The 26,518-nt window shown below is 70.7% G+C and carries 31 protein-coding genes; 15 read left to right on the forward strand and 16 right to left on the reverse strand.

Translation table 11 applies throughout. The features are described 5' to 3' along the window. Nucleotides 1-41: 41 nt before the first annotated feature. Nucleotides 42-1,016, reverse strand: coding sequence for an S-methyl-5-thioribose-1-phosphate isomerase (mtnA, locus tag FHX46_RS07640; protein WP_167111940.1), 975 nt, complete (start codon nt 1,014-1,016; stop codon nt 42-44). An 80-nt stretch (nt 1,017-1,096) separates the two neighbouring features. Between mtnA and FHX46_RS07645 the strand changes: the two genes are divergently transcribed. Further along, nucleotides 1,097-2,449, forward strand: a complete 1,353-nt coding sequence (locus FHX46_RS07645) for a TrpB-like pyridoxal phosphate-dependent enzyme (RefSeq protein WP_167111941.1) — start codon at nt 1,097-1,099, stop codon at nt 2,447-2,449. Next, the gene (locus FHX46_RS07650; RefSeq protein WP_167111942.1) at nt 2,446-3,192 is read left to right on the forward strand and encodes a tryptophan 2,3-dioxygenase; all 747 of its coding nucleotides are present in this window, start codon (nt 2,446-2,448) and stop codon (nt 3,190-3,192) included. Before FHX46_RS07645 ends, FHX46_RS07650 begins: the two co-directional genes overlap by 4 nt. A 198-nt stretch (nt 3,193-3,390) precedes the next feature. Here FHX46_RS07650 and FHX46_RS07655 read toward each other — a convergent pair whose 3' ends face one another. Next, nucleotides 3,391-4,107, reverse strand: coding sequence for an alpha/beta fold hydrolase (locus tag FHX46_RS07655; RefSeq protein WP_167111943.1), 717 nt, complete (start codon nt 4,105-4,107; stop codon nt 3,391-3,393). A 160-nt stretch (nt 4,108-4,267) separates the two neighbouring features. Between FHX46_RS07655 and FHX46_RS07660 the strand changes: the two genes are divergently transcribed. Continuing rightward, nucleotides 4,268-5,341: a Glu/Leu/Phe/Val family dehydrogenase gene (locus FHX46_RS07660; RefSeq protein WP_167111944.1), complete on the forward strand. Its 1,074-nt coding sequence runs from the start codon at nt 4,268-4,270 to the stop codon at nt 5,339-5,341. Nucleotides 5,342-5,398: 57 nt separating this feature from the next. Here the strand turns inward: FHX46_RS07660 and FHX46_RS07665 are convergent, their stop codons facing one another. Beyond that, nucleotides 5,399-5,587 carry a DUF5302 domain-containing protein gene (locus tag FHX46_RS07665; protein ID WP_167111945.1) on the reverse strand — a complete coding sequence of 63 codons (189 nt, stop codon included), beginning with the start codon at nt 5,585-5,587 and terminating at the stop codon, nt 5,399-5,401. 127 nt (nt 5,588-5,714) lie between these two features. Here FHX46_RS07665 and FHX46_RS07670 point away from each other — a divergent pair, with 127 nt between their 5' ends. Beyond that, on the forward strand, nt 5,715-6,434 hold the full coding sequence (locus FHX46_RS07670; RefSeq protein WP_167111946.1) for a TetR/AcrR family transcriptional regulator: 720 nt from the start codon (nt 5,715-5,717) through the stop codon (nt 6,432-6,434). Between the two features lie 60 nt (nt 6,435-6,494). Here FHX46_RS07670 and FHX46_RS07675 read toward each other — a convergent pair whose 3' ends face one another. Beyond that, nucleotides 6,495-8,279 carry a VanW family protein gene (locus FHX46_RS07675; protein ID WP_167111947.1) on the reverse strand — a complete coding sequence of 595 codons (1,785 nt, stop codon included), beginning with the start codon at nt 8,277-8,279 and terminating at the stop codon, nt 6,495-6,497. Nucleotides 8,280-8,375: 96 nt separating this feature from the next. Between FHX46_RS07675 and FHX46_RS07680 the strand changes: the two genes are divergently transcribed. After that, on the forward strand, nt 8,376-8,876 hold the full coding sequence (locus FHX46_RS07680; RefSeq protein WP_167111948.1) for a metallophosphoesterase family protein: 501 nt from the start codon (nt 8,376-8,378) through the stop codon (nt 8,874-8,876). Between the two features lie 32 nt (nt 8,877-8,908). On the opposite strand, the gene FHX46_RS07685 is transcribed toward FHX46_RS07680, so the two are convergent. Next, nucleotides 8,909-9,616: a TetR/AcrR family transcriptional regulator gene (locus tag FHX46_RS07685; RefSeq protein WP_167111949.1), complete on the reverse strand. Its 708-nt coding sequence runs from the start codon at nt 9,614-9,616 to the stop codon at nt 8,909-8,911. 78 nt (nt 9,617-9,694) lie between these two features. Then, the gene (locus FHX46_RS07690) at nt 9,695-10,849 is read right to left on the reverse strand and encodes a saccharopine dehydrogenase family protein (protein WP_167111950.1); all 1,155 of its coding nucleotides are present in this window, start codon (nt 10,847-10,849) and stop codon (nt 9,695-9,697) included. 71 nt (nt 10,850-10,920) lie between these two features. On the opposite strand from FHX46_RS07690, the gene FHX46_RS07695 reads away from it, so the two are divergent. The 3 genes from FHX46_RS07695 (at nt 10,921) to FHX46_RS07705 (ending at nt 12,569) form a co-directional block, all read left to right on the forward strand. Then, nucleotides 10,921-11,205 carry a hypothetical protein gene (locus FHX46_RS07695; protein ID WP_167111951.1) on the forward strand — a complete coding sequence of 95 codons (285 nt, stop codon included), beginning with the start codon at nt 10,921-10,923 and terminating at the stop codon, nt 11,203-11,205. 69 nt (nt 11,206-11,274) lie between these two features. Further along, the gene (locus FHX46_RS07700) at nt 11,275-11,604 is read left to right on the forward strand and encodes a WhiB family transcriptional regulator (protein WP_167105525.1); all 330 of its coding nucleotides are present in this window, start codon (nt 11,275-11,277) and stop codon (nt 11,602-11,604) included. Continuing rightward, nucleotides 11,583-12,569, forward strand: coding sequence for a TIGR03557 family F420-dependent LLM class oxidoreductase (locus FHX46_RS07705; protein WP_167111952.1), 987 nt, complete (start codon nt 11,583-11,585; stop codon nt 12,567-12,569). Before FHX46_RS07700 ends, FHX46_RS07705 begins: the two co-directional genes overlap by 22 nt. A gap of 301 nt (nt 12,570-12,870) precedes the next feature. On the opposite strand, the gene FHX46_RS07710 is transcribed toward FHX46_RS07705, so the two are convergent. Genes FHX46_RS07710 through FHX46_RS07730 form a run of 5 tightly spaced genes read right to left on the reverse strand, consistent with a single transcriptional unit; the run spans nt 12,871 to nt 18,003 of the window. After that, nucleotides 12,871-14,463 carry a class I adenylate-forming enzyme family protein gene (locus FHX46_RS07710; RefSeq protein WP_208400051.1) on the reverse strand — a complete coding sequence of 531 codons (1,593 nt, stop codon included), beginning with the start codon at nt 14,461-14,463 and terminating at the stop codon, nt 12,871-12,873. After that, on the reverse strand, nt 14,381-14,893 hold the full coding sequence (locus FHX46_RS07715; protein ID WP_167111953.1) for a nuclear transport factor 2 family protein: 513 nt from the start codon (nt 14,891-14,893) through the stop codon (nt 14,381-14,383). Before FHX46_RS07715 ends, FHX46_RS07710 begins: the two co-directional genes overlap by 83 nt. A 32-nt stretch (nt 14,894-14,925) precedes the next feature. Next, nucleotides 14,926-15,363 carry a nuclear transport factor 2 family protein gene (locus FHX46_RS07720; RefSeq protein ID WP_167111954.1) on the reverse strand — a complete coding sequence of 146 codons (438 nt, stop codon included), beginning with the start codon at nt 15,361-15,363 and terminating at the stop codon, nt 14,926-14,928. 33 nt (nt 15,364-15,396) lie between these two features. After that, nucleotides 15,397-17,142 carry an FAD-dependent oxidoreductase gene (locus tag FHX46_RS07725; protein ID WP_167111955.1) on the reverse strand — a complete coding sequence of 582 codons (1,746 nt, stop codon included), beginning with the start codon at nt 17,140-17,142 and terminating at the stop codon, nt 15,397-15,399. 18 nt (nt 17,143-17,160) lie between these two features. Then, entirely contained in the window at nt 17,161-18,003 is an 843-nt protein-coding gene (locus FHX46_RS07730) for a fumarylacetoacetate hydrolase family protein (RefSeq protein WP_167111956.1), read from the reverse strand. Nucleotides 18,004-18,134: 131 nt separating this feature from the next. Between FHX46_RS07730 and FHX46_RS07735 the strand changes: the two genes are divergently transcribed. Further along, nucleotides 18,135-18,896 (forward strand): GntR family transcriptional regulator, encoded by a 762-nt coding sequence (locus FHX46_RS07735; protein ID WP_208400052.1) that lies wholly within the window; start codon nt 18,135-18,137, stop codon nt 18,894-18,896. Nucleotides 18,897-19,126: 230 nt separating this feature from the next. Beyond that, nucleotides 19,127-19,339: a DUF1330 domain-containing protein gene (locus FHX46_RS07740; protein ID WP_208400053.1), complete on the forward strand. Its 213-nt coding sequence runs from the start codon at nt 19,127-19,129 to the stop codon at nt 19,337-19,339. On the opposite strand, the gene shbA is transcribed toward FHX46_RS07740, so the two are convergent. Further along, nucleotides 19,336-20,001, reverse strand: coding sequence for an RNA polymerase sigma factor ShbA (gene shbA / locus FHX46_RS07745; protein ID WP_208400054.1), 666 nt, complete (start codon nt 19,999-20,001; stop codon nt 19,336-19,338). The genes FHX46_RS07740 and shbA overlap by 4 nt on opposite strands. A 294-nt stretch (nt 20,002-20,295) precedes the next feature. Then, nucleotides 20,296-20,742 carry a GtrA family protein gene (locus FHX46_RS07750; protein WP_167111957.1) on the reverse strand — a complete coding sequence of 149 codons (447 nt, stop codon included), beginning with the start codon at nt 20,740-20,742 and terminating at the stop codon, nt 20,296-20,298. A 124-nt stretch (nt 20,743-20,866) separates the two neighbouring features. On the opposite strand from FHX46_RS07750, the gene FHX46_RS07755 reads away from it, so the two are divergent. Next, nucleotides 20,867-21,259 carry a hypothetical protein gene (locus FHX46_RS07755; protein WP_167105537.1) on the forward strand — a complete coding sequence of 131 codons (393 nt, stop codon included), beginning with the start codon at nt 20,867-20,869 and terminating at the stop codon, nt 21,257-21,259. Between the two features lie 134 nt (nt 21,260-21,393). Next, complete coding sequence (locus FHX46_RS07760; protein ID WP_167105540.1) at nt 21,394-21,693, forward strand: HesB/IscA family protein; 300 nt, start codon at nt 21,394-21,396, stop codon at nt 21,691-21,693. 56 nt (nt 21,694-21,749) lie between these two features. Here the strand turns inward: FHX46_RS07760 and FHX46_RS07765 are convergent, their stop codons facing one another. The 3 genes from FHX46_RS07765 to FHX46_RS07775 are packed head-to-tail and all read right to left on the reverse strand — an operon-like array spanning nt 21,750 to nt 23,633. Further along, nucleotides 21,750-22,442, reverse strand: coding sequence for an HAD family hydrolase (locus tag FHX46_RS07765; protein ID WP_313886056.1), 693 nt, complete (start codon nt 22,440-22,442; stop codon nt 21,750-21,752). A gap of 10 nt (nt 22,443-22,452) precedes the next feature. Further along, the gene (locus tag FHX46_RS07770; RefSeq protein ID WP_167111958.1) at nt 22,453-23,427 is read right to left on the reverse strand and encodes a 2-hydroxyacid dehydrogenase; all 975 of its coding nucleotides are present in this window, start codon (nt 23,425-23,427) and stop codon (nt 22,453-22,455) included. Between the two features lie 38 nt (nt 23,428-23,465). Next, complete coding sequence (locus tag FHX46_RS07775) at nt 23,466-23,633, reverse strand: hypothetical protein (protein WP_167111959.1); 168 nt, start codon at nt 23,631-23,633, stop codon at nt 23,466-23,468. Nucleotides 23,634-23,732: 99 nt separating this feature from the next. On the opposite strand from FHX46_RS07775, the gene FHX46_RS07780 reads away from it, so the two are divergent. From FHX46_RS07780 to FHX46_RS07790, 3 genes are read left to right on the forward strand one after another with little or no spacing between them, the layout of a single operon-like run. Next, nucleotides 23,733-24,551 (forward strand): CoA transferase subunit A, encoded by an 819-nt coding sequence (locus FHX46_RS07780; protein ID WP_167111961.1) that lies wholly within the window; start codon nt 23,733-23,735, stop codon nt 24,549-24,551. A gap of 35 nt (nt 24,552-24,586) precedes the next feature. Beyond that, nucleotides 24,587-25,315: a CoA-transferase subunit beta gene (locus FHX46_RS07785; protein ID WP_167121250.1), complete on the forward strand. Its 729-nt coding sequence runs from the start codon at nt 24,587-24,589 to the stop codon at nt 25,313-25,315. Then, a complete protein-coding gene (locus FHX46_RS07790; protein WP_167111963.1) occupies nt 25,312-26,502 on the forward strand; it encodes a thiolase family protein in 1,191 nt (396 codons plus the stop codon). Before FHX46_RS07785 ends, FHX46_RS07790 begins: the two co-directional genes overlap by 4 nt. The last annotated feature ends 16 nt before the right edge of the window (nt 26,503-26,518 follow it).

Raw genomic sequence — 26,518 nt, forward strand, 5'->3', positions numbered from 1 at the left:
ATCTGTTTACCGAAGAAAGTCGGAAATCCGGCAAATGGGGTTCACCGCCCCAGCGGGCCCTTTTCGGTGACCACGGCGGTGACGAGGTCGGCCGGGGTCACGTCGAAGGCCGGGTTGAACACGGGTGTTCCGGGCGGTGCGACCGGAATGCCGGAAAACGTCGTGAGTTCCTCCGCGGCTCGTTCCTCGATCACGATCGACTCCCCGGACGGCAATTCCGGGTCCACCGTGGAGGACGGCGCGACCACCACGAACGGCAGCTCGTGCCGCGCGGCGGCCAGCGCGAGCCCGTAGGTGCCGATCTTGTTCGCCACGTCGCCGTTGACCGCGATCCGGTCGGCGCCGACGACGACGCAGTCGACCATGCCGCGCGCCATCGCCGCGGCCGCGGCGGAGTCGGGCAGCACCCGGTGCGGGACACCGGCCGCGGCGAGCTCCCACGCGGTCAGCCGCGCGCCCTGCAACAGGGGCCGGGTCTCGTCGGCGAGCACGTACTCCACGTGCCCGGCGGCGTGCAGGTGCCAGACCACCCCGAGCGCGGTGCCCCAGCCGACCGTGGCCAGCCGCCCGGCGTTGCAGTGCGTGAGCAGCCGCAGCGGCCGGCGCGCGCAGATGCCGAGGATCAGCTCGGCGGCGCGGGCGGAGGCGTCGTGGTTGAGCCGCTCGTCCTCGTCCAGCAGTGCGAGCGCCTCGGCGAGGACCGCGTCGGGACCCTCGCCGAGGCGCGCCAGCGCACGGGCGACGCCCCAGCTCAGGTTGACCGCCGTCGGCCGGGCGTCCGCCAGGCGCGCCGCGTCGGCGCGCACCGCGTCCGGGTCGTCGTGGGCGAACGCGGCCAGCGCGGTACCCAGCGCCCCGGCCCCGCCGAGCGCGGGCGCGCCCCGGACCGCGAGCCGACGGATCGCGTCGATCAGCTCGTCGACGCTCGCGAGCCGCAGCGTCCGGTACTCACCCGGCAGGGCGACCTGGTCGATGATCTCGACCGCCCCGTCCACCCAGTCGATCGTTCTGCGCACGCCTCCATTCAACGCCATCTGGACGGCGGTGCCGACCAGGCATAACTTGGGGAAACCGCGCGAGGGGAAGGGGTACGCCCATGACCGGCCGGACGAAATACCTGCTCGACGAGTCGGACCTGCCGACCACCTGGTACAACGTGGTCCCCGACCTCCCGGAGCCGCCGCCTCCGCCGCTGCACCCGGGCACCCGGGAACCGGTCGGCCCGGACGACCTCGCCCCGCTGTTCCCCCAGGCGCTCATCGCGCAGGAGGTCACCGGTGAGCGGTTCGTCGACATCCCCGGGGAGGTGCTGGACGTCTACCGGCTCTGGCGGCCGTCGCCGCTGTACCGCGCGCGGCGGCTGGAGAAGGCGCTCGGCACCCCGGCCCGCCTCTACTACAAGTACGAGGGGGTCAGCCCGGTCGGTTCGCACAAACCGAACACCGCGGTTCCGCAGGCGTTCTACAACGCCGCCGAAGGGATCCGGCGGCTGACCACGGAGACCGGCGCCGGGCAGTGGGGCAGCGCGCTGGCGTTCGCGTGCGCCACGTTCGGGCTGGAGTGCGAGGTGTGGCAGGTGCGCGCCTCCTACGACCAGAAGCCCTACCGCAAGATCATGATGGAGACGTTCGGGGCGACCGTGCACCCGAGCCCGTCCAAGGAGACCGCGGCCGGCCGCGCCGTGCTGGAGAAGGACCCGGATTCCACCGGCAGCCTGGGCATCGCGATCAGCGAGGCCGTCGAGCAGGCGGCCGCCGACCCGGACACCCGGTACGCGCTGGGCAGCGTGCTCAACCACGTGCTGCTGCACCAGACCGTGATCGGGGAGGAGGCGCTGCTGCAGTTCGAGCAGGCCGGTGACACACCGGACGTGATCGTGGGTTGCACCGGTGGCGGGTCCAACTTCGGCGGGCTGGTGTTCCCGTTCCTGCGGGAGAAGCTGGCCGGGAAGATCGCGCCGGTGATCCGGGCCGTCGAGCCGGCCGCGTGCCCGTCGCTGACCCGCGGCCGCTACGCCTACGACTTCGGTGACACCGCGGGGCTGACCCCGCTGCTGAAGATGCACACGCTCGGGCACGACTTCGTCCCGGACCCGATCCACGCCGGCGGTCTGCGCTACCACGGCATGTCGCCGCTGCTGTCGCACATCCACGAGCTGGGCCTGATCGAGGCGATGGCGGTCGGGCAGCAGGAGTGCTTCGCGGCCGGGGTGGCCTTCGCGCGGTCGGAAGGCATCATCCCGGCACCGGAGCCGACGCACGCGCTGGCGGCGTGCATGCAGGAGGCGTTGCGCTGCAAGGAGACCGGCGAGGAGAAGGTCATCCTGACGGCGTTGTGCGGGCATGCGCACCTCGACCTGCCCGCGTACGCGGCGTACCTGGCCGGGCGGATGATCGACAACGAGCTGCCCGAGTCCGTGCTGGCCGAGTCGCTGGCGGGGCTGCCGTGACCGACGAGCACGCGTCCCTGACCTACACCTCCTACCTGGCGCTGGACGAGGTGCTGGGCGCCCAGCGCCCCCGTTCCGCCGAGCACGACGAGATGCTGTTCATCGTCATCCACCAGGTGTACGAGCTGTGGTTCAAGCAGATGCTGCACGAACTGGCGTACCTGCAGGACAAGCTCGCCGCCGGGGACACGCCGCACGCGACCCGCACGCTTCGCCGCGTGCTGACGATCCTGAAGGTCGTGGTCGCGCAGATCGACGTGCTGGAAACCATGACGCCGACCCAGTTCACCAGTTTCCGCACCCGGCTGGACGCGGCGAGCGGTTTTCAGTCGGCGCAGTTCCGCGAGCTGGAGGCACTGCTGGGCCGGCGCGACCCCGGCGCGTTCGAGCACTACCCGGAGGGCAGCGCGGCGCGGGAGCGGATCGCCGCGGCGATGGCCCGCCCGTCGCTGTACGACTCGTTCCTGGCCTACCTGTCCGCCCACGGCTACGACGTGACGGGTGACCAGCGGAAGCTGCTGCTGAGCGTGTACGCCGACGACGCCGGCCCGGCGACCGTCGCCGAGCACCTGGTCGACCTGGACGAGGGCGTGCAGGAGTGGCGGTACCGGCACGTGAAGATGGTCGAACGGACCATCGGCGACAAGACCGGCACGGGCGGCTCCTCGGGCGCGAAGTACCTGCGGGGCACCCTGTTCCAGCCGCTGTTCCCCGAGCTGTGGGCGGTCCGCGCGGACCTGTAACCGCGCCCGGGAGCGGCCAACACGCCGCCCGGACCGGCCAACACGCCGCCGGGAGCGGCCAACACGCCGCCGGGAGCGGCAAACACGCCGGCGGGCGGCGTGTTTGCTCCTTGGGGCGGCGTGTTTGCTATTGCGGGCGGTGGGTTGGCTGCTGCGGGCGGTGGGTTGGCTGGTTCGGCGCGCGCGGGGTGGTCGGCGTCAGGCGTTCCGGAGGCGCGCGAGCAGCGGGTCGAGGGCGGCGGGGTCCTCGACGTGGGCGTTGTGCCCGAGCCCGGGCAGGATCACCGCGTCGTCCGACAGGTGCGCGGCCGGGCACATCGGGTCGTGTTCACCCGCCGCGAGCACCACCGGGGCCCGCGCCGCCGCGAGCAGTCCCGGCAGGTCCGGCGCGCCGACGCCGAACGCCGCCTGGTCCAGCGCCAGCCGCCACCCCTCGGTGAGGCCGCTGTCGACGATCGGCGAGTCCGCGGCGACCAGCCCGTGCAGCCCGGACAGCTTGAGCCACCGGGCGGCCGCCTCCTCCCGCGAGGCGAACACCTTCGGCGGCCGGGCGGCCTGCTCGGCCGCCCGGGCGAGTTCCTCGTCGGTCCAGCGCACCTTGATGCCGAGTCCGCAAGCCCCGCTCACCCGCACGCCGAACCAACCGCTCGCCAGGGTGAGTGCCACCACCCCGCCGAGGGAGTGCCCGAGCACCGCGACCGGTGCCCCGGACGGCACCAGCGGCGCCACCGCGGCGGCCAGCGCACCGAACGAGTACCGGGGGAGCGGTTCGGACCAGCCGTGCCCGGGCAGATCCGGGGCGATCCACCGGCCCGGCCACCGCGTGACCACCTCGTCCCACACCGCGCCGGTCGCGCCCAGGCCGTGCAGGACGAGCAGCACCGGTCCCGCCGACCCTCCGGAACGCACGTACATCGCTCGATCTTGCCATGGCCTTTCCGGCGGCGGGACCGCTAAGTTCTCCCCATGGAGCGAACGGGGACGACCTTCCCGGATGCTTCCGCCCCACAACCGGAGTACCCCTCCGCGGCGCCACGAACGTCGTCGGGTGGGTCGCAGATGAGGAGTCACCACCGTGACGGATGGAGTGTTCGGCCGCGAAACCGGCCATGAGCAGGTCGTGTTCTGCCAGGACCAGGCGAGCGGCCTGAAGGCGATCATCGCCGTCTACTCGACCGCACTGGGCCCCGCGCTCGGCGGCACCCGGTTCTACCCCTACGCCAGCGAACACGACGCGCTCGACGACGTCCTGGCGCTGTCCAAGGGCATGGCCTACAAGAACGCGCTCGCCGGGCTCGACCTCGGCGGTGGCAAGGCCGTCATCATCGGTGACCCGGCGACCATGAAGACCGAGGCGCTGCTGCGTGCCTACGGCCGGTTCGTGCAGTCGCTCGGCGGCCGCTACTACACCGCCTGCGACGTGGGCACCTACGTCGCCGACATGGACGTCATCGCCCGCGAGTCCCGGTTCGTGACCGGCCGCTCCCGTGACGACGGCGGCGCGGGCGACTCCTCCGTGCTGACCGCGTTCGGCGTCTTCCAGGGCATGCGCGCCGCCGCCGAGTTCCGCTGGGGCAGTGCCGACCTGGCCGGCCGGCACGTCGGTGTCTCCGGGGTCGGCAAGGTGGGGCACATCCTCGTCGGGCACCTGGTCGAGGCCGGCGCGCGGGTGTCGATCACCGACGTTTCGAGCGCGGCCATCGAGCGCACCAAGGCCGCGTACCCGGCGGTGGAGGTCGTGGCGGACAACGACACGCTGCTGCGGGCGCCCCTGGACGTGTTCGCGCCGTGCGCGCTCGGCGGCGCGCTCAACGAAGCCACGGTGCCCGTGCTCGGTGCCGAGGTCGTCTGCGGCGCGGCGAACAACCAGCTCGCTCACCCGGGCATCGAGAAGTCGCTGGAGGACCGCGGCGTGTTGTACGCGCCGGACTACCTGGTCAACGCCGGCGGGGTGATCCAGGTCAGCGACGAGCTGCACGGCTTCGACTTCGACCGGGCCCAGCGCAAGGCGGCCGGCATCTTCGAGACGACGAAGGCGGTGTTCGAGCTGGCCGACGCCGAGGGCGTGCCGCCGGCGACCGCCGCGGACCGCCTCGCGGAGCGCCGGATGTCCGAGGTCGGGCGGCTGCGGTCCATCTTCGCCGGGTGATCTTCGCTCATCGGGGGCGGTGGCGTGGGTGGCCGGGCAGGCCACCCACGCCGCGGGTCAGCCGCTCTTGCGACGGAAGGTGCGCTTGCTGGCCGCGGGGCCGTGACCGTGCACGTGGCCGCCCTTGCCGCCGCCGCCCTCGTGCCGGCCGGACGCCTGGGCGCTCGCCTGCTTGCGGTCGAGGGCCTCGCGGAACTTGCGCTTGACGTCGTCCTCCGATTCGCCCGGTGACGTGTTCTCGGACATCCGACCTCCTGGTGTTGCCGCTTGCCTGTCCAGCCTTCCAGGTGCCCGTCTCGTTGGCGAGCTGTTTTCGTCGCGATTGTCGGCGGTGTTGACTGGCGTGCCAACACCGGGGAGTTACTGTTACGGCATGGCGAAGTCTGCTCCCGTGCCCGGCCGTCCGCGTTCGCGTGACGCGGCGGGGCTGCCCGCGGTCACCCCGGATCGCATCATCGATGCGGCGCTCGAGCTGACGGCCCGGCACGGGGTCGAGTCGTGGACGTTGCGCCAGCTAGCAGGTGCGGTGGACGCCTACCCCGCGGTGATCTACCACCACGTGGGCGACCGGGACACGGTGGTGACCGCGGTGGTCGACCGCGTCATCGCCATGTACGAGCTGCCCCCGGCCGAACTGGAGTGGCGCGACTGGTGGCGCCGGTTCCTCAAGAACCTGCGGTCCGTGTTCATGCGGTACCCCGGTGTAGCGCGCCGGGTGGCGCTCCTCGGCCCGTCGGTGAAGGCTGCGGCGCCCACTGTGGACCGTGCGATGAGGACACTCCTGCGGGCCGGCTTCGAGCACGACGAGGCGTCGATGGTGTGCCGTCTGCTGGTGAGCCAGGCGTGTCTGTTCATCTCGCTGGAGGACGACCAGCGCAAGGCGGCCGAGGTGAGGACCCAGATCTCCGACGTGTGGGGCGCCCCGCCGCCGGGCCCGGACCTGCCCGGGCTGGCCACCCTGAACGAGTCGGTGCACGCCCGGCTCTCGGACCCGGACAAGAGCGAGGACTACTTCGCCGAGCTGTTCGACTATTCGATCGACCGCGTGCTGGACGGGGTCCAGGTACGGCTGGCGGAGATCAACCCCTCCTGACGACCGGCAGAACGGGGGTCCCGCCGGTGCCGGCGGGACCCCCGTTCTCGTTTCCGCTCGTCAGGGGCAGACGATCTTCGGCTGCGGGTTGTAGCGGACGGTGCGGGTCTCGCGCCGGACCTCGCGGCCGGACTTCGCGTCGCGCAGCACCCGGGTGTCCGTGCTGGTGAAGCCCTGCGCGCCGGCGGAGGCGTGACAGTTCTCCGCCGGACCGGGCTTCTCCTGGGGCGGGACGAAGTTCGTCCGCTCACCGGGGATCGACTCGACCGTGTACCGTTTGGTGCCCCACAGCTTGACCGTGATCGACGACGGCGTCCAGATCGTCTGGATCGCGACACCGGTGCCGGAATCGTTGGTGAACTTCAGGTCGATGACGCTGGCCCCGTTCGGGCTCTGGAACACCGTCGCCTCGCGCGCGGCGGGGTAGCGGCTGATGTAGTAGCTGTGCTCCTTGTGCCCGGCGTCCTTCAGCCCGGCGAAGTAGGCCGCGTTGTACAGCGTGGTGGCGAACTGGGAGATGCCGCCGCCGACCTCGCGGGCCGGGGCGCCGTTCTCGATCACACCGGCCTCGACGTAGCCCTGCGCGGTGCCGCGCGGGCCGGTGTACCCGTTGAGGCTGAAGGTCTCGCCCGGTTTGACGATCGCGCCGTTGACCTTCTGCGCGACGGTGCGGATGTTCACGCCCGAGTCCGGGGCGAACCCGCTGGTGGTGAACTCGCCGATCACTTCGGTGATGCCCAGCTGGTTGGCCTGCTCGGTGGTCACCTTCGCCGGGGTGGTCTGGTACTTCGCCACCAGTTCGTGCTTGCCGGGCGCCTTGAGCACGTTGAAGACCGGCTGGAGCGTCGGGTTCCAGTCCACGCCCTTGCCGTCCACCGACGGCTGCACCGCCGGCCGGCCGCCCTCGAACACGATCTGGGCGTCCTTGCCCTCCTTCTCCGAGGGCTTGAGCTGCGGCGCCGCGGCCTCGATGAGCTTGTTGTGGTCGACCTTCGGCACGAGCGTCCCGCCCCCGCCCGGCTCGAAGGTGAGCGCGGCGGCGACGGCTTCGGGCGGCAGGGTCGCGACCGCGCCTTCGCCGCGGATGACGAGCGGCGTGGACACGGCGGGCCGGACGAACCCGTCGAGGGTGGCCTGCACGGCGTCGGTGGTGACCTGCACGGGCGTGGTGGTGACGGGGAGGGTCAGCGTCTGCCCGGCGGCCCAGTGGCTCAGCACCTCGTTCTTGGCGCCGGCGGCATCGAGCTGCTGGCCAGGCTGCGGCGTCACGGCGACGGGCTTCGCACCTTCGAAGCGGATCGTGCCCTCGGTGGGCGGCCGGTCGGTGCGAGCACGGAGCTGTTCGACGGCCGCGGTGAGCCTGTCCTCGTCGGCGTGGGTGACGACGCCGACTTCGCGGTCGGTGAAGAGGGACGCGACGCGGGTGAACGGGTTGAGTGGCTGGTCCCCGGCTTGGTCCAATGTGGACTGCCAGTCGAGGCTGAGTCCGGCGCTGCCCGGGTCGATGGCCGCGGTGATGTCGCCGGCCCGGACCGCGACGGGCTCGGTCAGCCTGGGCTCGATCTCCGCGCGCAGCTTGTCCTCGGCCGCGCTGCGCTTGAGGCCACCGACGTCGACTCCGGCGACGGTGACGCCCCGCGGCACGGTGCCCTGGCTGACCAGCAGGTCGACGGCGTAGAGCGCGGCGAGCACGCCGAGCACGGACCCGGCGACGATCGCGGCGCGTTTGGCGGTCTTCGTGCGCCGCGGCGGCTCTTGCGGCACCTTCGGCAGCACGTCGGTGACCGCGGCCATGACCTCGGTCCGCTCGTCGTCGGATGTGGGCCACGTGGGCTCCTGCGTCAAGGCTCACCCCTCCTGATCCGGACAACCCGGATGAAGGTTACGGGCGGGGCGTGCGCAGTCCTGCTCCGGGTGGTGGTGCGTGGTACACCGGTGGCCATGCGGCTGCTCATCATCGCGGACACACACGTGCCGAAGCGGGCGCGTGATCTGCCGGACCGGGTGTGGGCGGAGGTCGCGCGGGCCGACGTGGTGGTGCACGCGGGCGACTGGGTGGACGTCGCGCTGCTCGACGAGCTGGAGTCCCGCAGCCGGCGGCTGATCGGCGTGTACGGCAACAACGACGGGCCCGAGCTGCGTGCCCGGCTGCCCGAGGTGGCGCGGGCGGAGCTGGACGGGCTGCGGCTGGCGGTGGTCCACGAGACCGGACCGGCGAAGGGCCGCGAGGCCCGGTGCGCGCGGGAGTACCCGGATGCGGACGTGCTGGTGTTCGGGCACAGCCACATCCCGTGGGACACCGAGGCGCCCACCGGCCTGCGGCTGCTCAACCCGGGTTCTCCCACGGACCGGCGCCGCCAGCCGGCGCACACGTACCTAACTGCGCGGGTCGACGCGGGACGGCTGCGGGACGTGCGCCTGCACGCTCTCCCACCCCGCTGAGCGCGTCCCGGTCGTTACCGCTCCGGGCCGGTTCAGCTCGCGTTTCCGGCGGCCGGTTCCGCCTCCGCCGCGGGCGGCTCGGCCGGCCCGCGGGCCGGCTGCACCTCCGGGGAGCGGCTCGCCGTGCGTGCCTCCGGCACGGTGACGTCCACCTGTTCCCGCGCGAGCAGCCGGATCACCGAGGTGATCGGCTCGACGCCGATGTCCGGGTCGAGCGAGCGCAGCAGGCCCAGCCCGAGGGTGATGCCGAACAAGGCGTGCGCCGCCTCCCGGGCGCTCATCGGCAGCTGCACGCCGAGACGACGGGCGTTGGCCTCGAGCAGCGCCGTCACCTGGTCGGTGATCTCTGTGTTGCGCTTCCCCAGGCACTCGAGCAGCTCCGGGTCGTGCCGGCAGTTGAGCAGGTACTCCGCTTCCAGCCGGATCCACTGCTGGTCGCCGCCGGTGCCCGCGGCCCACGTCGCGAAGGCCGTCAGCAGGTCTTCCAGGGTGTCCGCCCGGGCCACCGCCACGTCCGCCGACGCCGTCTTCTCCGCGCGGATGCCGGCCAGGACCTCAAGGCACAACTCGTCCTTGTTCCGGAAGTTGGAGTACACCGCGCCCTTCGAGAACCCCGCCTCCTCGGCCACCCGCTCCAGTGAGGTGCTGGAGTAGCCGTCCCGGAGGAAGAGCCCGGTGGCGGTGTCAAGGAGCCGTCGGCGCGTGTGCGCCTGACTTTCCGCACGCGTCAGTCGAGCCATGGGGCCACTCTACGACGAGGCTTGAACTGCGTTCAAGCGCGGTAGGCAACGATCGTCCGCTGTCACCTATGTGGGTGACTAAGCTGGGAGGGTCCGGAAGGTGAGACCCGCGTTCTTCAGCCGGGTCAGCAGCGAGTCGCCCATGGCGGCGGCGGGGGAGAGCTGCCCGGCCCGGGCGGGCAGCTCGTCGAGCGCGAGGCACAACGCGGACTCGGCGAGCATCTTGGCCGTCTCGTCGTAGCCCGGGTCGCCGCCGGAGACCTCGGTGACCACCCGCCGGCCGCCGCCGTCGGCGGTGAACCGCACCGTGAACCACGACTTCGCGCGCCGCTGCTCGCTCGGGCCCTCGCCCGGCTTGCGCAGGCGTTCCAGCGCCGCGCGCACCGGCGGCAGCTGCACCAGTGCGACCGCCGCGCCCAGCCCGGCGAGTCCCCCGGCCAGGACCGGCAGGTGCTTGACCGCCGCGTAGTGGCTGTAGGTGAAGTCCGGCCCGTATTCGGGGAGCTCCCGCGCAGAGGCGACCACGACCTGCGGGTCGATGGTCGGCAGCGGCACCAGCCAGTGGCCGGTCTCGCCGTCCCGTCGCGGGGTGCCGGTCACCGCGCGCACGCGCCGCCCCGCCGGGTGGTGCTGCACCTTCCGGCGTTCCCGCGCGGCCTGCCGCATCGGCAGCAGGCGCGAAGCCGCGCCCAGCGCGGAGGCGTAGGTACCGCCGGAGAACGTCGCGCCGGCCCGCACCTGGCCCCGCACCCGGATCGGCACGTCGTCGGGTAGTTGCTTGATCGTGTAGTAGACCCCGAGGTCGTGCGGGATCGAGTCGAAGCCGCACGCGTGCACCAGGCGGGCACCGGTTTCGGTGGCGCGGGCGTGGTGGCGGACGTACATCAGGTCGGTGAACTCCGGCTCGCCGCACAGGTCGACGTAGTCGGTGCCCGCCTCGGCGCACGCGGCCACCAGCGGCTCGCCGTACTGCACGTAGGGGCCGACGGTGCTGATCACGACCTTGCTCGACGCGGCAATCGCTTTCAGCGACGCGGGATCGCCGACGTCGGCGTACTGGAGCGGCAGCTGGGCGAACTCCGGGCCGAGGCTCGCGCGCACGCCTTCGAGCTTGGCCCGGTTGCGGCCGGCGAGCGACCAGCGGCAGCCCTCGGGGGCGTGCCGCGCCAGGTACTCCGCAGTGAGCCGCCCGGTGAACCCGGTCGCGCCGAACAGGACGACGTCGTAAGCCATGCCGGTCACCCTAACGGCTTTGCGGCGCCTCGCCGGACGGTCCGGACCTGCTCGCGCGGTCCCACGATGCGGTGACGGGTGGCTCGGGCGCCGGGGTGCGCGACGTCACGACGACCGAACTGTCCCCGATGTCCGGGCTGCCCCGCGCGCGCGATCGCAGCGCCGGCCGGCAGCTCCGGCAAGCCGCGGAACTCGCAGCTCAGCGGCTGGTTCCGGGAGGGATGGGACTGGACACGCGGCACGATCTGGTGGAGGCTCGGGCGCTCTACACCAAATACGGCTACCGCGAGATCGAGGCTCCGGACCACCGGTTGTACGCCGATCACTGGTGCGAGAAGCGGCCGGCGCTCGGCTGACAGGTGTAGTCGCCGGAGAACCGGGGTAGTCCTGCGCGCAACTGAGATGGTCGCGGAGGTGAGGTCGAGATGGCGGACACGTCACGGCTCCCGGCGCCTGTTGCCGAAACCTGGGAGTGGCAGCGGCACGGCAACTGCCGGAACTTGGACAGTTCGGTGTTCTTCCACCCGGACGGCGAGCGCGGCTTCGCCCGGGCGGACCGGGTGGCGCGGGCGAAGCAGATCTGCATGTCCTGCCCGGTGATCGTCGAGTGCCGGCACCACGCGCTCACCGCCGAGGAGCCCTTCGGGGTGTGGGGCGGGCTGGACGAGACCGAGCGGCGGGCGATGATCCTGCGGCGCAAGCAGCTGCTGTCGAGCGCTGAGAAGGAGCAGGAGTGCGTTTCGGTTACACCCTGATGACCGAGCAGGCCGGACCGCGGGAACTGGTCCGGCACGCGGCGGCCGCCGAGCAGGCGGGCTTCGCGTTCGAGGTGTGCAGCGACCATTACTCACCGTGGCTCGACGAACAGGGTCACGCCCCGTACGCGTGGAGCGTGCTGGGCGCGGTCACCCAGGTGACCGAACGCGTCGAGCTGCTGACCTTCGTGACCTGTCCGCTCATGCGCTACCACCCGGCGGTGGTGGCGCAGAAGGCGGCGACCATCTCCCTGCTGTCGGGTGACCGGTTCACGCTGGGTCTGGGTGCGGGCGAGAACCTCAACGAGCACGTGATCGGCCGCGGCTGGCCGTCGGCGAACGTGCGGCACGAGATGCTCAGCGAGGCGCTCGCGATCATCGGCGACCTCTTCGACGGCGGCTACGTGAACTATTCGGGCCGGCATTACCGCGTGGACTCGGCGAAGCTGTGGGACCTGCCCGAGCGGCGCGTCCCCATCGGCGTGGCGGTGTCCGGCAAGCAATCGGTCTCCCGGTTCGCCCCGGTGGCCGACGCGTTGATCGCGACCGAGCCGAAGGGCGAACTGATCTCGGCCTGGGACGAGGAACGCGGCCGGCTGGGGCAGGACGCCTCGCGCAAGTACGCGCAGCTGCCGGTGTGCTGGGACCCCGATCCCGAGGCGGCGAAGCGGCGGGCGCACGAGCAGTTCCGCTGGTTCGGCGGCGGCTGGAAGGTCAACGCCGAGCTGCCCGGCCCGTCCGGGTTCGCCGGTGCCACCCAGTTCGTCACCCCCGACGACGTCGCGCAGTCCATTCCGTGCGGCCCCGACGCGGAGCCGATCGTGAAGAGCGCGCAGGCGTTCGCCGAGGCCGGCTTCACCGACCTGGCGCTGGTCCAGATCGGCGGCGAGCACCAGGACGGGTTCTTCGACTTCGCGTCGAAGGAACTCCTGCCCGCACTGACCGAGGCCTACGGCGGCGACTAGGCCGTGTCTGACAATGCCTGTGTCCAGGGGGATGACCGCCCGGATTCCCCTCCTGCGCGGGTGTGTCCGGATGGCGCGTCCCGGCTTGGCCTGGTGTCAGCAGTGTGACCAAGCGGCTCGATCAGCGGATTCGTGTAGTTCGATGATCCTCTCGACCGTCGTTCGCGCATCCGAAAACGGCCGCCGCGGCTCACCGGTCCGCATCGGCAACAGACTCACCCCAGCCCACCGTCGACCTGGTGAACGGGCCGGTATCAGAACCTGCGGAGTCGGGTCGGTGCGCATCGGCTTCAGCGACCCCTCAAGATCGAAGGTTCCTCAGGTCGCGTTTGAGGATCTTCCCGTTGGCGTTCTTGGGAAGCTCGTCGAGAAACGTGATGGACTTCGGCTTCTTGAAGGACGCCAGGTGCGCACGGGTGTGCGCGATGAGTTCTGCTTCGGTGACGTCGGCGCCTGGACCGGTCACGACGAACGCGCCGACGTTCTCGCCCCATTCGGGGTCGGGGAGGCCGACCACCGCGGCTTCGCAGACAGCCGGATGTGCGAGCAGGACTTCTTCGACCTCGCGGGGGTAGATGTTCGAGCCGCCGCTGATGATGACGTCTTTCGACCGGTCGGTGAGATACAGGAATCCGTGTTCGTCGACGTGCCCGACGTCGCCGGTCAGCAGCCAGCCGTTGTCGATGGCGCCGGCGGTGGCGGCCGGATCGGACCAGTAGCCGGCCATCACGACGTCGCCGCGAACCCGGATTTCTCCGGTCGTTCCCGCGGGCAGTTCGGTGCCGTCGGCGTCGGCGACCCGGACCTCGACGCCGGTGAACGGCCGGCCGCAGGACCGGCGGCGGGGGTGTGCCTTGTCGTGGGGAATCTGGTCCGGTTTCATGACTGCGATGGTCATGGGCGCCTCGCCTTGTCCGTACATCTGGGTGATGACCGGGCCGAACGTGTCGAGTGCTTGCTGCAGGTCCTCTTGATAGAGCGCGGCTCCGCCGATGACGAGGCTGCGCAGCTGCGGAAGGTCCGGTGCGGAGCCGGCTCGGACTTCGTCGGTCAGCCGGCGCAGCATCGTGGGTGCGAGGAACGCTCCGTGGGTGACCTGGTTGGCTTCGGCGAGTGCGAGGTAGTCGGCTGGGTCGAAGCTGCCGGCCGCGGAGATCACGTTGACCGCTCCGTGTCCCACGGCGGGGAGCAGGTACATCCCGCTGCCGTGGGTGAGCGGAGCGGCGTGGAGGAAAACGGCATCGTCGTGGACCGGATCGACGTCGGCGTAGTAGTTGAGCGTCATGCTCAGCAGATTCCGGTGGGTGAGGGTGGCGCCCTTCGGCCGCCCGGTGGTCCCTGAGGTGTAGAAGATCCAGGCGGCGTCCTCGGGGTGCACCTCGGCGACAGGCACCGGCCGTCCGGCTGTGAGCGCCTCGTACGAGGGTGAGCCGGTGCGGAGCACGGTCGCGTCGGTGGTGTCGCTGCTCGCCGAGTCCTCGGTTTCGGGCGCGACGACGACGACCTTCGCTCCGGAGTGGGCGAGGACGAACGCCACCTCGCGGGGGTGCAGGTGGCGGTTGAGAGGCACCGTCACCAGCCCGGCCCAGAACGTCGCCCACAGCAGTTCGAACAGGTCGGGCCCGTTCGGCAGGACGAGGGCGACCCGGTCGCCGGTACGGAGCCCGAGCGCCCGGAGCCCGCCGGCCAGGCGCGCGATCCGGTCGCGGGCGAGCGCGTAGCTCGCGGACCGGTCGCCGTGGCGCCAGGCATCCCGGGTCGGGACCCGGAGCGCGCTAGCTGCCAGCAGAGTTGCCACGTTCATCGTTTCGTCAGCCTTCGGCGTTGCCCGGTTCGGGGAAGTACTCCACCGGCGAGCCCGGCGGGATGACGTCGTTGACGAGCGGGCCGCCATCCTCGCGCCACATCTCGTAGGCGATCTCCTTGGTGATTTTGCCGTCCCGGAGTTCGAAACAGTGCACGATCCGGAGGCTGATCCGACTGCCGACGGAGAACGGCAGGTTGGGCATCTCGTCGCCGACCACGGTCACGTCGGCCACTGCGTCGTCGAACACGAACTGTTCCGTGGCGAACCGCCGCAACGTGGTCAGCGAGTGGAACTGCAGGGTGCGGAAGATCTTCATGTAGGCATCGCGGACGTCGCCGGCATCGGTGTAGACGAGCCCGCGGTTGGGCGCTTCCCAGGAGATTTCGGGGGCGTAGAGAGCAATCGCCTTGTCGACGTCGTCAGGGTTTTCGTTGTGGAAGTGTTCTTGTACCACCTCGAGATTGCGCGCGATGATCTCGTCGCGGGACAGTGCTGCGTCCGGTCGCATGGTCGTCATGAGTCAGGGTTCCTCACGGCAGAAGGGAAAGGCTATTTGTTGAGCCACGGGTAGCGGGCGGTGTCCTCGCCGGCGTAGTCCGGGTCGAGGTAGACGAAGAGGCGTTGGATCTTGAAGTCGCGGATTTCGAACACGTCGCACCACGGCCCGGCGGAGGTGACTCCCGCACGCCACTCGACGCCGGTCGCGGTCGTGCCGTGACTGGTGCCTTCGACGACGACCTTGTCGCCGTCGACGACGTAGTTGAAGTACGCGGTGTGGTGTTCGATCGACGAGATGATGCCGCCGAGCTGGCCGAAGAATTCCTTGATCTTGTTGATGCCGCGGACCGTGCCGTATTTCGGGAAGCAGAACTGGGCGTCGTCGGCGAAGAGTTCGGCGACGTTGCCGCCCGAATCGACTCGCTTGAGGAACTCCAGGGCTACCGACTTGCGCTGTTCGTCGGTCATGGTGCCGGTCGTGATGGTCATTTCGAGCCTCCTTGATCGAATGAATGGCCGGGCTCAGGTGCGGGAGAGGGCGGACTTGGCCGCTTCGCGCAGCGCGCTGACCGGGTCGTCGGCCTTGTCGTGGCTGCGCCAGGCGATGTGCCGGTCGGGCCGGACCAGCAGGCAGCCGCCGTCGGTCACCTCGCGGGTTCTGGCCCAGTCGCCGTACACGTCGTCGAAGGCGAGCCGGTAGCCGATGGGTGCGCTGGCGATCTCGACGCCCAGCTCCGCGCTGACCTTCTCCGCGGCGGCGGTCCAGGCTTCGCCGCCGATGCCGGTGATCAGGGTGAACTTGCCGTGCCCGACGACGTCGAGCGTCGAGATTTGCTTGCCGTGTCGTTCGACCCAGACGTGCGGGAGGTACGCGCCGGGATGGGTGGTGGGGTGGTAGTAGAGCTCGGGATCGCGGGTGTAGGCCGGGAACGGGGTGCCGTCGTCGACGACGGCGGCCGAGGTGTAGCGCTGGCCGAGTTCGACACCGTGCGCGTGGAAGTGGTACGCGTTCTCGTCGAGGCAGTCTTCGAGGGCTTTCCGTCGCCTGCGGCCGTCGTCGGTGTCGGCGAAGAATCCGTCGATCGCCGCCCAGCCTTCCTCGTCGGTCTGGCCCGGCCGGATGCCGAGAATGGACGGCACCCGGCCGACGATGTCGGCGCTCTTCAGGGCGCGGTCGACGACCTGGCGACCTACCGGGTGGCGTTCCTGGTGGTAGCTCTCGAGCAGCGCTTCGCCGGCCTGGCCCTTGAGGACCGCGGCCAGTTTCCAGGCGAGGTTGTAGGCGTCCTGGATCGAGGTGTTGGACCCGAGCCCGTTCGCGGGCGGGTGCCGGTGTGCGGCGTCGCCGGCGAGGAACACCCGTCCTCGCCGGTACTCGGTGGCGAGGACGTGGTTGACCTGCCAGGTCGAGACGTTCTTGATCGTGACGGGGACGCTGTCGTCGCCGATGGCCTTGTGGATGCGAGGCAGCATCGCTTCCTCGCTGGTGTCGATCTCCTCGGTGTCCGGGTCGTACATGAACACCAGGACCCATTCGTTCCAGGGCCGCACGGTGATGAAGACTCCGGAGCCGAGCCAGAAGTCGTTGCCCGGCTGAGCGGTCCAGAACAGCACGCCCGGGCGGTGTGCGCGGAAGCGCGAGAGGTCGGCTTCGAGCCAGACGTTGACCGCGTATCCGAGACCGGTTTCTCCTTCCATCGAGAACCCGAGCTGTTCGGCGACCGTCGACCGGCCGCCGTCGGCGCCGATGGCGTACTTCGCTTTGATCAGATAGGTCTCGCCGGTGTGGCGGTACCGAACGGTCGCCGTGACACCGGTGTCGTCCTGGGTGATTTCGGTCAGTTCGGTGGAGAACCGGACGTCGGCGCCGCGGTCGACCGCGCCTTGCAGGATCAGCGGCTCCAACAGGTGCTGGGGCATGTTGCACATGGCCGAAGGGCTGCCCGCCTCGTAGTCGGCCTTGCGGCCGACCATCGTCCCCCAGGTCTTCACCCGGGCGATCTCCTTGCCCGCCATGCTCGTGGCCCACACGTTGTCGGCCATCAGCTCGTTGGGGACGGACACGGCGCGGACCTGTTCCTCGATGCCGAGGTCGCGCATGACCTCCATGGTGCGCTGGTTCGTGATGTGCGCCCGCGGAGTGTTGGCGGTGCGCGGATACTTGGTGACGGTGATGGCCTCGACGCCGTACATCGCCAGGAACGCCGCGGCCGTGAGTCCGCAGGGCCCGGCGCCCACGACGAGGACTTCGGTTTCGACGACTCGCATGGTCGGTCTCCTTCCCGGTCAGCCGCGGGGCGCGACGAGGCGGTGGGTCATCCGGCCCAGCCCCTCGGTCCGGGTGGTCAGCACGTCGCCGGCGGCGAGGTAGCGCTGGGGGTGCGAGCCGAGGCCGACGCCGGCCGGGGTCCCGGTGAAGATCAGGTCGCCGGGGTAGAGGGTGAGGACCTCGGAAAGCTGTGCGATCAGCACGGGCACCGGGAAGATCAGGTCCGAGGTCCGGCTCTTCTGGACCTCTTCGCCGTTGATCGCGCAGGCGATCTCCAGGTCGTCCGGGTTCTCCAGTTCGTCGGGGGTGACCACCCACGGCCCGATCGGGCTGAAGCCCGGGTGCGACTTGGCCAGGCTGAACTGCGGCACGGGCCCGGCCAGCTGCCGGGTGCGCTCGGAGATGTCCTGGCCGTTGGTCAGCCCGGCGACGTGGTCCCACGCGTCCTGTTCGCGCACGGCGCGCGCCTCGCGGCCGATCACGACGACCAGTTCTGCTTCCCAGTCGACGTTTCCGTCGACGAGGGTGATGTCGCCGGCCGGTCCGGTCAGCGACGAGGGGAATTTCGTGAACACCGATGCTTTGGCCGGGATTTCGAAGCCCGACTCGACCGCGTGCGCCCGGTAGTTGAGCGCGATCGCGAAGATCTGCCGCGGCCTCGGCACCGGCGGGCCGAGCAGCGCCTCGTCGAAACTCCGCGGAGTCAGCGTCGCGCTTCGCGCCCACTCCCGGAACTCGGCCCAGCGCTCCAGGACCGCCTGCGGATCCGGGCCGAAGCGCCCGTCGCTGTCCCGGGCGACGTCAGCCGCTCCGTCGCCGGTCACCAGGACCGCTCGTCCTGCCAGGTTTGCCAACTTCATCGTCGTCCTCCTTGGCCGGGGCGGCCGGCGCCACCCTGCGCTGTGGGACCCAGCATGCCCGCTAACTTTCTAAAATTCAAGAGAAAGAGGAAAGTTCTGGGTACGTTCTCTTCTGCTGCTACTGTTGAAACATGGCGCGATCCACGTACGGCACCCGCGCGGACGACACGTTCGCCACGATGCGGGCCGACATCCTGGCCGGGCGGCTGGCCCCGGGGGAGAAGTTGAAGTTCCCGGAACTCGGCGCCAGGTACGGCGTCGGCGTGGGGGTGCTCCGCGAAGCTCTGACCCGGCTGGTCGAGCAGGACCTCGTCCGGTCGCAGCCGCACCAGGGTTTCCAGGTGACGCCGTTGTCCGCGGAGGACCTGACTGACCTCACCGCCGCCCGCGTGGCGATCGAGTGCCTGGTGCTGCGGATGTCGCTGGCCGAGGGCGACACGCCGTGGGAATCGGATCTGGTCGCGAAGCACCACACGCTCGAGCGGACTCCGCAGTACGACCAGGACGATCCGGAACGGGTCAGCGACGCGTGGTCACGCGCGCACGCCGACTTCCACCACACGCTGCTGGCCGGCTGCCGCAACTCCCGCCTGCTGGGCATCGCGAATTCGCTGCGCGACTCGGCAGAGCTTTACCGCTCGTGGTCCCAGCAGCACTCCAGGCACCCCGGCCGCGATGTCATCGCCGAACACCGCACGCTGATGGAACTCGCGCTCGCCCGCGACACCGAAGCCGCGGTCGAGGCGTTGGCGCGGCATATCAGCCACACCACGGAAATCCTGCTCGACGGCAACCGCGCTGCCCAGGCCGACGGCGGGTTGCCCGGCCCACGTCCGGAGCACTCAGTCCGGATGACCGGCGCAGAGCCGATTGCGGTCGAGACGTCCCCATGACGAGTAGCGAGCGCGAACTCCGGTTCGGCTCGGTTCTTGACGCGAAAAGAATGCGATCCACGCTGGGGCTGGGGTCACAGTGCTCTGACCCCGTGCGGGGTGGCTCGGCAGGTGGTGCGAGAGTGCTGGAGTTCACGCACGATCGCGCCGTGTCCGGCGGAATGGGGGGCCGATGCCCGCGTACGTCATCGTCACCGTCGAGGTGCTCGACGAGCAGGCCGGGCTGGCCTATGCCCGGGTGGCCCAGCACGCCCGAGCCGGTCGAGGGCACCTGGGCGGCGCCCCGGCTGGTGATCCTCGAGTTCCCCGACATGGACCGCATCCGGGAGTGGTACGACTCGCCGGAGTACCGGCGGGCCCGGAAGATCCGCGAGGGCGCGGCGCGGGTGTCGATGTTGTTCGTCGAGGGTGCGCCGCCGGAGGGTTTCACGCTCCCGGACTAGCCCAGCAGATCGCCCTCGCGCGTGATCAGCGCCCGTAGCTTGCCCAGCGCGCGGTGCTGGGTGACCCGGACATTGCCGGGCGAGATGTCCAGCGCTTCGGCCGTCTCGTTCGCCGACAGTCCCACCGCGATGCGCAGCGTCAGGATCTCCTGTTGCAGCTGCGGAAGGGTGGCGAGCAGCTTGGTCATCCGGTCGCCGAGGTCGACGTCGAGCGCGTGCTTCTCCGGCTCGTTGTCGGCCAGCGGGCTTTCCGGCAGCTCGGCGACCGGGTCCGACCGGTCGCGGGAGACCAGGCGGTAGGCGTCGGCCACCTTGTTGGACGCGATGGCGTGCACGAGGTACAGGAAGGACCCGCCCCGGTCCTGGTACTGCGGCAACGCGTGCAGGACGGCGAGGCAGACTTCTTGCGCGACGTCGTCGGCGGAGAGGTAGGACAGGTCGCGACCGCCCAGCCTGGCCCGGCAGTACCGGACGGCGACCGGCGTGATCATCTCGATCAGCCTGGCCACGGCGCCGTGGTCACCGGTGGCGGCTTCGCGGACGACCGGGTCGAGTTCTTCTTTCGTGAGCCGTTGTGATGCCCGAGGAAATGCCTGGGGCGTCAGCCCCGGCGCCTCGGGCTCGACTCTTCCGGTAGTGCTGGGCGGGACACTCGTTCGCATGGTCGGCTCCCCAACGACAACAACGAAGACCCGTCGACCGGTCGCCGTCGGGGGCCCGCGTTTCGTGTAACTCTCGGTGAGCGGGTACTCCCTCTACGTCCCTGCCTACCCGTCACCGACGCGACTGAGCGTAATCGTAAGTGGTGCCCGCCCCGGCAGTCCAGATTTCAACTAGACGTACCCCATTCGCAGCAAGCACCCGCTCGATCGAGCGTGCCCGATGCGCGCCGCGAGCATCGACGAACAGGCGGACGCACGTGTGACACGTTCCGTCGCCATGTGACAACGCGCCGGTCAGCGCGGTGGGAAGACCCACCAGCGCAACACGGCGAACCGCGCCAGCCCGCCCAGTGCACTGGCCAGCGCGAGCGCGGCCGCCTGGACGCCTGCCGACGGGGCCGGGGTGAACAGGTGCAGGGAAAGCAGGACCACCGACCCGTAGCCCGCGTAGAAGGCGAAGGTCCCCACGGATTGCAGGTGCACTCGAAGGGGGGACGCGGCCGGGTGTCCGGCGAACGTCACGCGGCGCTGGAACTCCGTGTTGGCGATCGTGGTCAGCGCCAGGGCGAGCACGTTCGCGGCGAGCGCACCGAGCAGCGGCCGGGTGCCGAGGAAGAGCACTTCCTGCAGCCCGGTGGTCAGCGCTCCGGCGACCGTGTACCAGGCGATCGGATGTCCGGCCGGATGGGGGACGGCCGCGGCCTCCCGGGTCGCCGGCCCGCTCATCCACGTCGCGGTCATGGTTCAGAACTTACCTATGCTCAGCATATATTTGTACATTACAAGCACGTGAGCTTGATCTCGGGTTTGCCCGTTCCGCCGGTCGGGTATCGCCACCGCTAGGACCAGCAGGTGAGGAGGACCGATGAGTGAGGCTCATGGCCATCCCGTCCCCGACGCGGTGGAGAGTGATCCAGCCGCGCTGAACAGCGCGGAGGACCTCGACGAGGACCGGTTGCGCGTCGATCCGCTGGAGGAGGGCATCGAGCCGCCGGAGCGGTACCTTGCCGCCGACCGGTTCGGCACGACGCCGAACGAGCAGCGCGAAGGCGAGAGCCTGGACGGGCGGCTGGCGCAGGAGCGTCCGGACGTCCAGCCGGAGGACGTGCCGGTGGACGAGACCGAAGTCCGGCCGGACACCAGGCTGGGCGCCGACGGTGGGCAGAACCTCGGCGATGCGGTGGACCAGATGGCCGACAACCCGCCGGGCTCGGTCCCGGACGCGATCCGCACTCCGCCGGACGAAGACCCCGTGTGACGTCCATCACAGTGCATCTGACCTGGTCGAACCCCCGCCGATGGGTGCGCGCGCCCCACGCGGAGCAGCGTGACCGGCGCGCGGCCCCTACGGTCGGGAGACACGAGTGCACGTAACGCGAAGGGACTGACACGATGCTCGCTTTGACCGACGCCGCCGCCGAGGCGATCAGCGCCCTGACGGCACAGGAAGGCCAGACCGACAACGGTGGCCTGCGCTTCGCCGTGCAGGCCCAGCAGGACAGCGGGGCCCAGCTCGCGCTGTCCGTAGCGCCGGCCCCGGAGGACGGGGACCAGGTCGTGGGCGCGGAGGGGGGTGCGAAGGTGTTCCTCGAGCCGCAGGCCGCGATCTTCCTGGACGACAAGGTGCTCGACGTCCAGCAGGACGAGCAGGGACAGCTGAACTTCGCCGTCCTGCCCCAGCCGGGCCACTAGAACCGGAACTTCAGCCGGGGGAGGGCACCGCACCGGTGCCCTCCCCCGGCTGCTTCCTAGAAGTGCTGGACCAGTTCCCGGAACGAGGTCAGCGTCAGCACGCGCTCGTCCGCGTCGTCCAGGTCGTCGTGTTCGAGCACCCAGGTGTGGGCGTTCGGGATGAACACCGCGTTCATCCCCGCCGCACGGGCCGGCCGGATGTCCGACTTCGGTGAATTGCCGATCATCCACGTCGTCTCCGGGGCGAGCATCCGCGCATCGGCCAGCCCGCGGTACACCCCGACGTGCTTCTCCGGCACGATGTGCACCTCCCGGAAGTGGTGGGCCACCCCGGACGCGTCGATCTTGCGCTGCTGCTCCTCCTGGTCACCCTTGGTGAGCAGCAGCAGCTCGTGCCGCGACCCCAGCTCGTCGAGCGTCTCCGCAACGCCGGGGATCAGTTCGACCTCGTGGTGGATCAGCGCCGACGCCAGCTCCTCGATCCGGTCGCGTTCGGCCTGGGTCACCGGGCGTTCGCGCAGCTTCTCGAAGCATTCGGCCAGGCTCCGCAGGAACACCTTCGTGCCGTAGCCGTGCGTGACCGCGTTGGCGCGCTCGATGTCGTCCAGGATGGCGCGCACCGCGGCGCGCTCCAGCGTCGGATGTGCGATCCAGTCCAGGTAGTCGTCGATGACCCGCTCGAAGACGACGTTGTTCTCCCACAGGGTGTCGTCGGCGTCCAGAATCAGCACCTGCCCGGTCTTGCGCACCCGCGACACCTTAGGGGGCGGCACCGGAGATGCGCACCTCATTAACGGGCGGCTCGCCGGACAGCACCGCCGCCACGTTGCGCGCCGCGAGCAGGGCCATCTCGGTCCGGGTCTCCACGGTCGCCGAGCCCAGGTGCGGCGTGACGACCACGTTGTCCATCTCCAGCAGCCGCGGCTCGACCTCCGGTTCCTTCTCGAACACGTCCAGCCCGGCACCGGCGATCTCGCGGCGCAGCAGCGCGTCGGCCAGAGCGGCCTCGTCCACGACCGGTCCGCGGGTGGTGTTGATCAGGAACGCGGTGTGCTTCATCGCGCCGAGGGCCTCGGCGTCGATCAGGTGCCGCGTCTCCGGGGTGAGCGGGCAGTGCAGCGACACGACGTCCGCGGTGGTGAGCAGGTCGCGGAACGGGAGGCGCTCGGCGTGCAGGCCCGATTCCACCTCCGGCCGCGCCCGCGACCGTCCGTTGTAGACGATTCGCATGCCGAACGCGCGGGCGCGGTGGGCCACCGCCTGGCCGATCTGCCCCAGCCCGACCACGCCGAGGGTCTTGCCCTGCAGCCCGGCGCCGAGCATGAACCCGAGGTGGAACGACCACGGCCGGCGCGCCCGCAGCAGCCGTTCGCCCTCGCCGATCCGCCGGGTCACCGCGAGCAGCAGGGCGAACGCGAGGTCCGCGGTGGCGTCGGTGAGCACGTCGGGCGTGTTGGTGACTGCGACACCCCGCCCGGCCAGCGCCGGCACGTCGATGTTGTCGTAGCCGACCGCGACGTTCGCCACGACCTTCAGCTGCGGCCCGGCCGCCTCGGCGACGGCGCCGTCGATGCGGTCGTGCAGCATGCTGACCACCGCGTCCGCGCCGCGCACGGCCTTGCGCAGCTCGTCGGGCGTCAGCGGGCGGTCCTCGCCGGACACCCACACCTCGCCGGCTTCGCGCAGCACCACCAGTGCCGCCTCCGGAACCTGCCGCGTCACCACGATTCGCATGGCCCCACTGTCGCAGCCCCGGGGTCGGGCGGCGACCGCTACCGCGGGTCCATCCCGCCCGGGCCGCCCTCGCCCTCGGGCTCGGCCTCGTCGGTGCCGACCTGGGGGTCCTGATCGCGGTAGGTGGGTTCGCTGTGCTCGCCGCCGACGTCCGCGTCCTGCTCTTCGCTCTCGGCGGTGACGGGATCTATCTCGGGTCCGCTCATGCCTCCACTCTTCCTTGCACCGCCCCGGTCGGCCAGCTATGTTCATATGAAGAACTTGTGTGCGTAATGCGAACACATCGAGTGAACGAGAGCAGCGCAATGGCCGAGACAACGTCGCTCCGTGATGCCGTCGCCCAGCTGGTGCACGACGGGGACACGGTCGCCCTCGAAGGGTTCACCCATCTGATTCCGCACGCCGCGGGCCAGGAGATCATCCGCCAGCGGCGCCGGGACCTCACGCTGGTCCGGATGACCCCGGACATCGTCTACGACCAGCTCATCGGTGCCGGGTGCGCCAAGAAGCTGATCTTCTCCTGGGGTGGCAACCCCGGCGTGGGCTCGCTGCACCGCTTCCGCGATGCCGTGCAGAACGCCTGGCCGGCGCCGCTGGAGATCGAGGAGCACAGCCATGCCGGCATGGCCAACCGCTACGTCGCCGGTGCCTCCGGTCTGCCGTTCGCGGTCCTGCGCGGCTACCGCGGCACGGACCTGCCCAGGCACACGGACACCATCAAGACCATCACCTGCCCGTTCACCGGTGAGGAGCTGGCCGCGGTCCCCGCCCTCAACCCGGACGTCTCGATCATCCACGCGCAGCGCGCCGACCGCGCCGGCAACGTGCAGATGTGGGGCCTGGTCGGCGTGCAGAAGGAAGCGGTGCTCGCCGCTCGGCGCAGCCTGGTCACCGTCGAGGAGATCGTCGACGAGCTGACCCCGGTGCCCGGTCAGGTCATCCTGCCGGCCTGGGCCGTCACCGCGGTCGCGGAGGTGCCCGGCGGGGCGCACCCGTCCTACGCCGCGGGGTATTCCGAGCGCGACAACGACTATTACGCGTATTGGGATTCCATTGGGCGGGAGAGGGACTCGTTCCAGCGGTGGCTGGACGAGAAGGTGTTCAGCCAGGAGGTGGCGAAGTGACCGCGACGGCCGAGCGGGCGTACACGTCCGACGAAATGATGTCGGTGGCCGCGGCCCGCGCCCTGTCCGGCGGGCAGCGCGTGTTCGTCGGCATCGGCCTGCCCTCCACGGCAGCCAACCTCGCCCGCCGCACGCACGCCGGGGACCTCGTGCTGGTCTACGAGTCCGGCACCCTCGGCTCCAAGCCCACCCGGCTGCCCGCCTCGATCGGCGACGGCATCCTCGCCGACACGGCGGACGCCGTCATCAGCGTCCCCGAGGTGTTCAACTACTGGCTGCAGCCCGGCCGCATCGACATCGGCTTCCTCGGCGCGGCCCAGCTGGACCGGTTCGGCAACATCAACACCACCGTCATCGGTCCCGACTACGCCAGCCCGAAGGTGCGGCTGCCGGGTGCGGGCGGTGCGCCGGAGATCGCCGCCAACTGCCGCGAGGTCTACGTCGTGGTGCGGCAGAGCAGGCGCAGCTTCGTCGAGCAGGTCGACTTCATCACCTCCTTCGGCCACGGCCGGGGCAAGGGCGACCGGGAGAAACTGGGCCTGCCCGGGGCCGGTCCGACGCTGGTGATCACCGATCTGGGCGTGCTGCGTCCCGACCCGGAGACCGCCGAACTCGTGCTGACCCAGATCCACGAGGGCGTCACGGTCGAGCAGGTCAGGGCGGCGACCGGCTGGGACCTGACGGTCGCGCCGGAGCTGACGACCACGCCGCCGCCCACCGAAGCCGAGCTGACGGCCCTGCGCGAGCTGAAGGCGGCACGGTGACACCGAACAACGCGACCGGCGCATTCGTCCTCGACGCCGTCCGGACCCCGTTCGGCCGTTACGGCGGCGCACTCGCCGGGGTCCGTCCGGACGACCTCGCCGCGCACGTGCTGCGTGCGCTCGCCGCCCGCACCGGCCTCGACCCGGCGGACGTCGACGAGGTCGTGCTCGGCGACGCGAACCAGGCCGGCGAGGACAACCGCAACGTGGCCCGCATGGCGGCGCTGCTCGCGGGCTGGCCCACCTCGGTGCCCGGCACCACGGTGAACCGGCTGTGCGGGTCCGGCCTGGACGCGGTCATGCAGGCCAGCCGCACCATCGCGACCGGCGACGCGTCCCTGGTCGTCGCCGGTGGGGTGGAGTCGATGAGCCGGGCGCCGATGATCCTGCTCAAACCCGAGAAGGCGTACGCGGCCGCGAACCAGACGTTGCACTCCAGCACGCTCGGCTGGCGCATGGTCAACCCGGAAATGCCCGGGCAGTGGACGATCTCGCTCGGGGAGAGCACCGAGCGGCTGGCGGAGAAGTACGGCATCACACGCGAGGCCCAGGACGAGTTCGCCCTGCGCAGCCACCGCAACGCGGCGACGGCGTGGGACGCCGGCTTCTACGACGACCACGTCGTCCCCGTGCCCGGCACCGGCCTGACCCGCGACGAGGGCATCCGCCCCGACTCGACGCCGGAGAAGCTCGCCGAGCTCAAGCCCGCCTTCCGCGCCGAGGGCACCATCACCGCCGGCAACGCCTCGCCGCTCAACGACGGCGCCTCCGCCGTCCTGCTCGGCAACCAGGCCGCGGCCGACCGGCTCGGCATCACGCCGCTGGCGCGCATCGCCGGGCGCGGTGCGGCCGGCGTGGATCCGGACGTGTTCGGCATCGGCCCGGTGCGCGCGGCGGAGATCGCGCTGGAGCGGGCCGGGATCGGCTGGGATCAGCTGGCCGCGGTCGAGCTGAACGAGGCGTTCGCCGCGCAGTGCCTGGCCTGCTTCGCCGACTGGCCCGAGCTCGACCCGTCGATCGTGAACGTCAACGGCGGCGCGATCGCGATCGGCCACCCGCTGGGTGCCTCCGGTGGCCGGGTTCTCGCGTCGCTGGCCCACGAGCTGCGCCGCCGCGGCGGCGGTTACGGCCTGGCGGCCATCTGCATCGGCGTGGGCCAGGGGCTCGCGGTCGTGCTGGAAGCGTGAGGAGAAAGGAAGACCG

This window comes from Amycolatopsis viridis (assembly GCF_011758765.1).
In the GTDB taxonomy this organism is placed as follows: domain Bacteria; phylum Actinomycetota; class Actinomycetes; order Mycobacteriales; family Pseudonocardiaceae; genus Amycolatopsis_E; species Amycolatopsis_E viridis.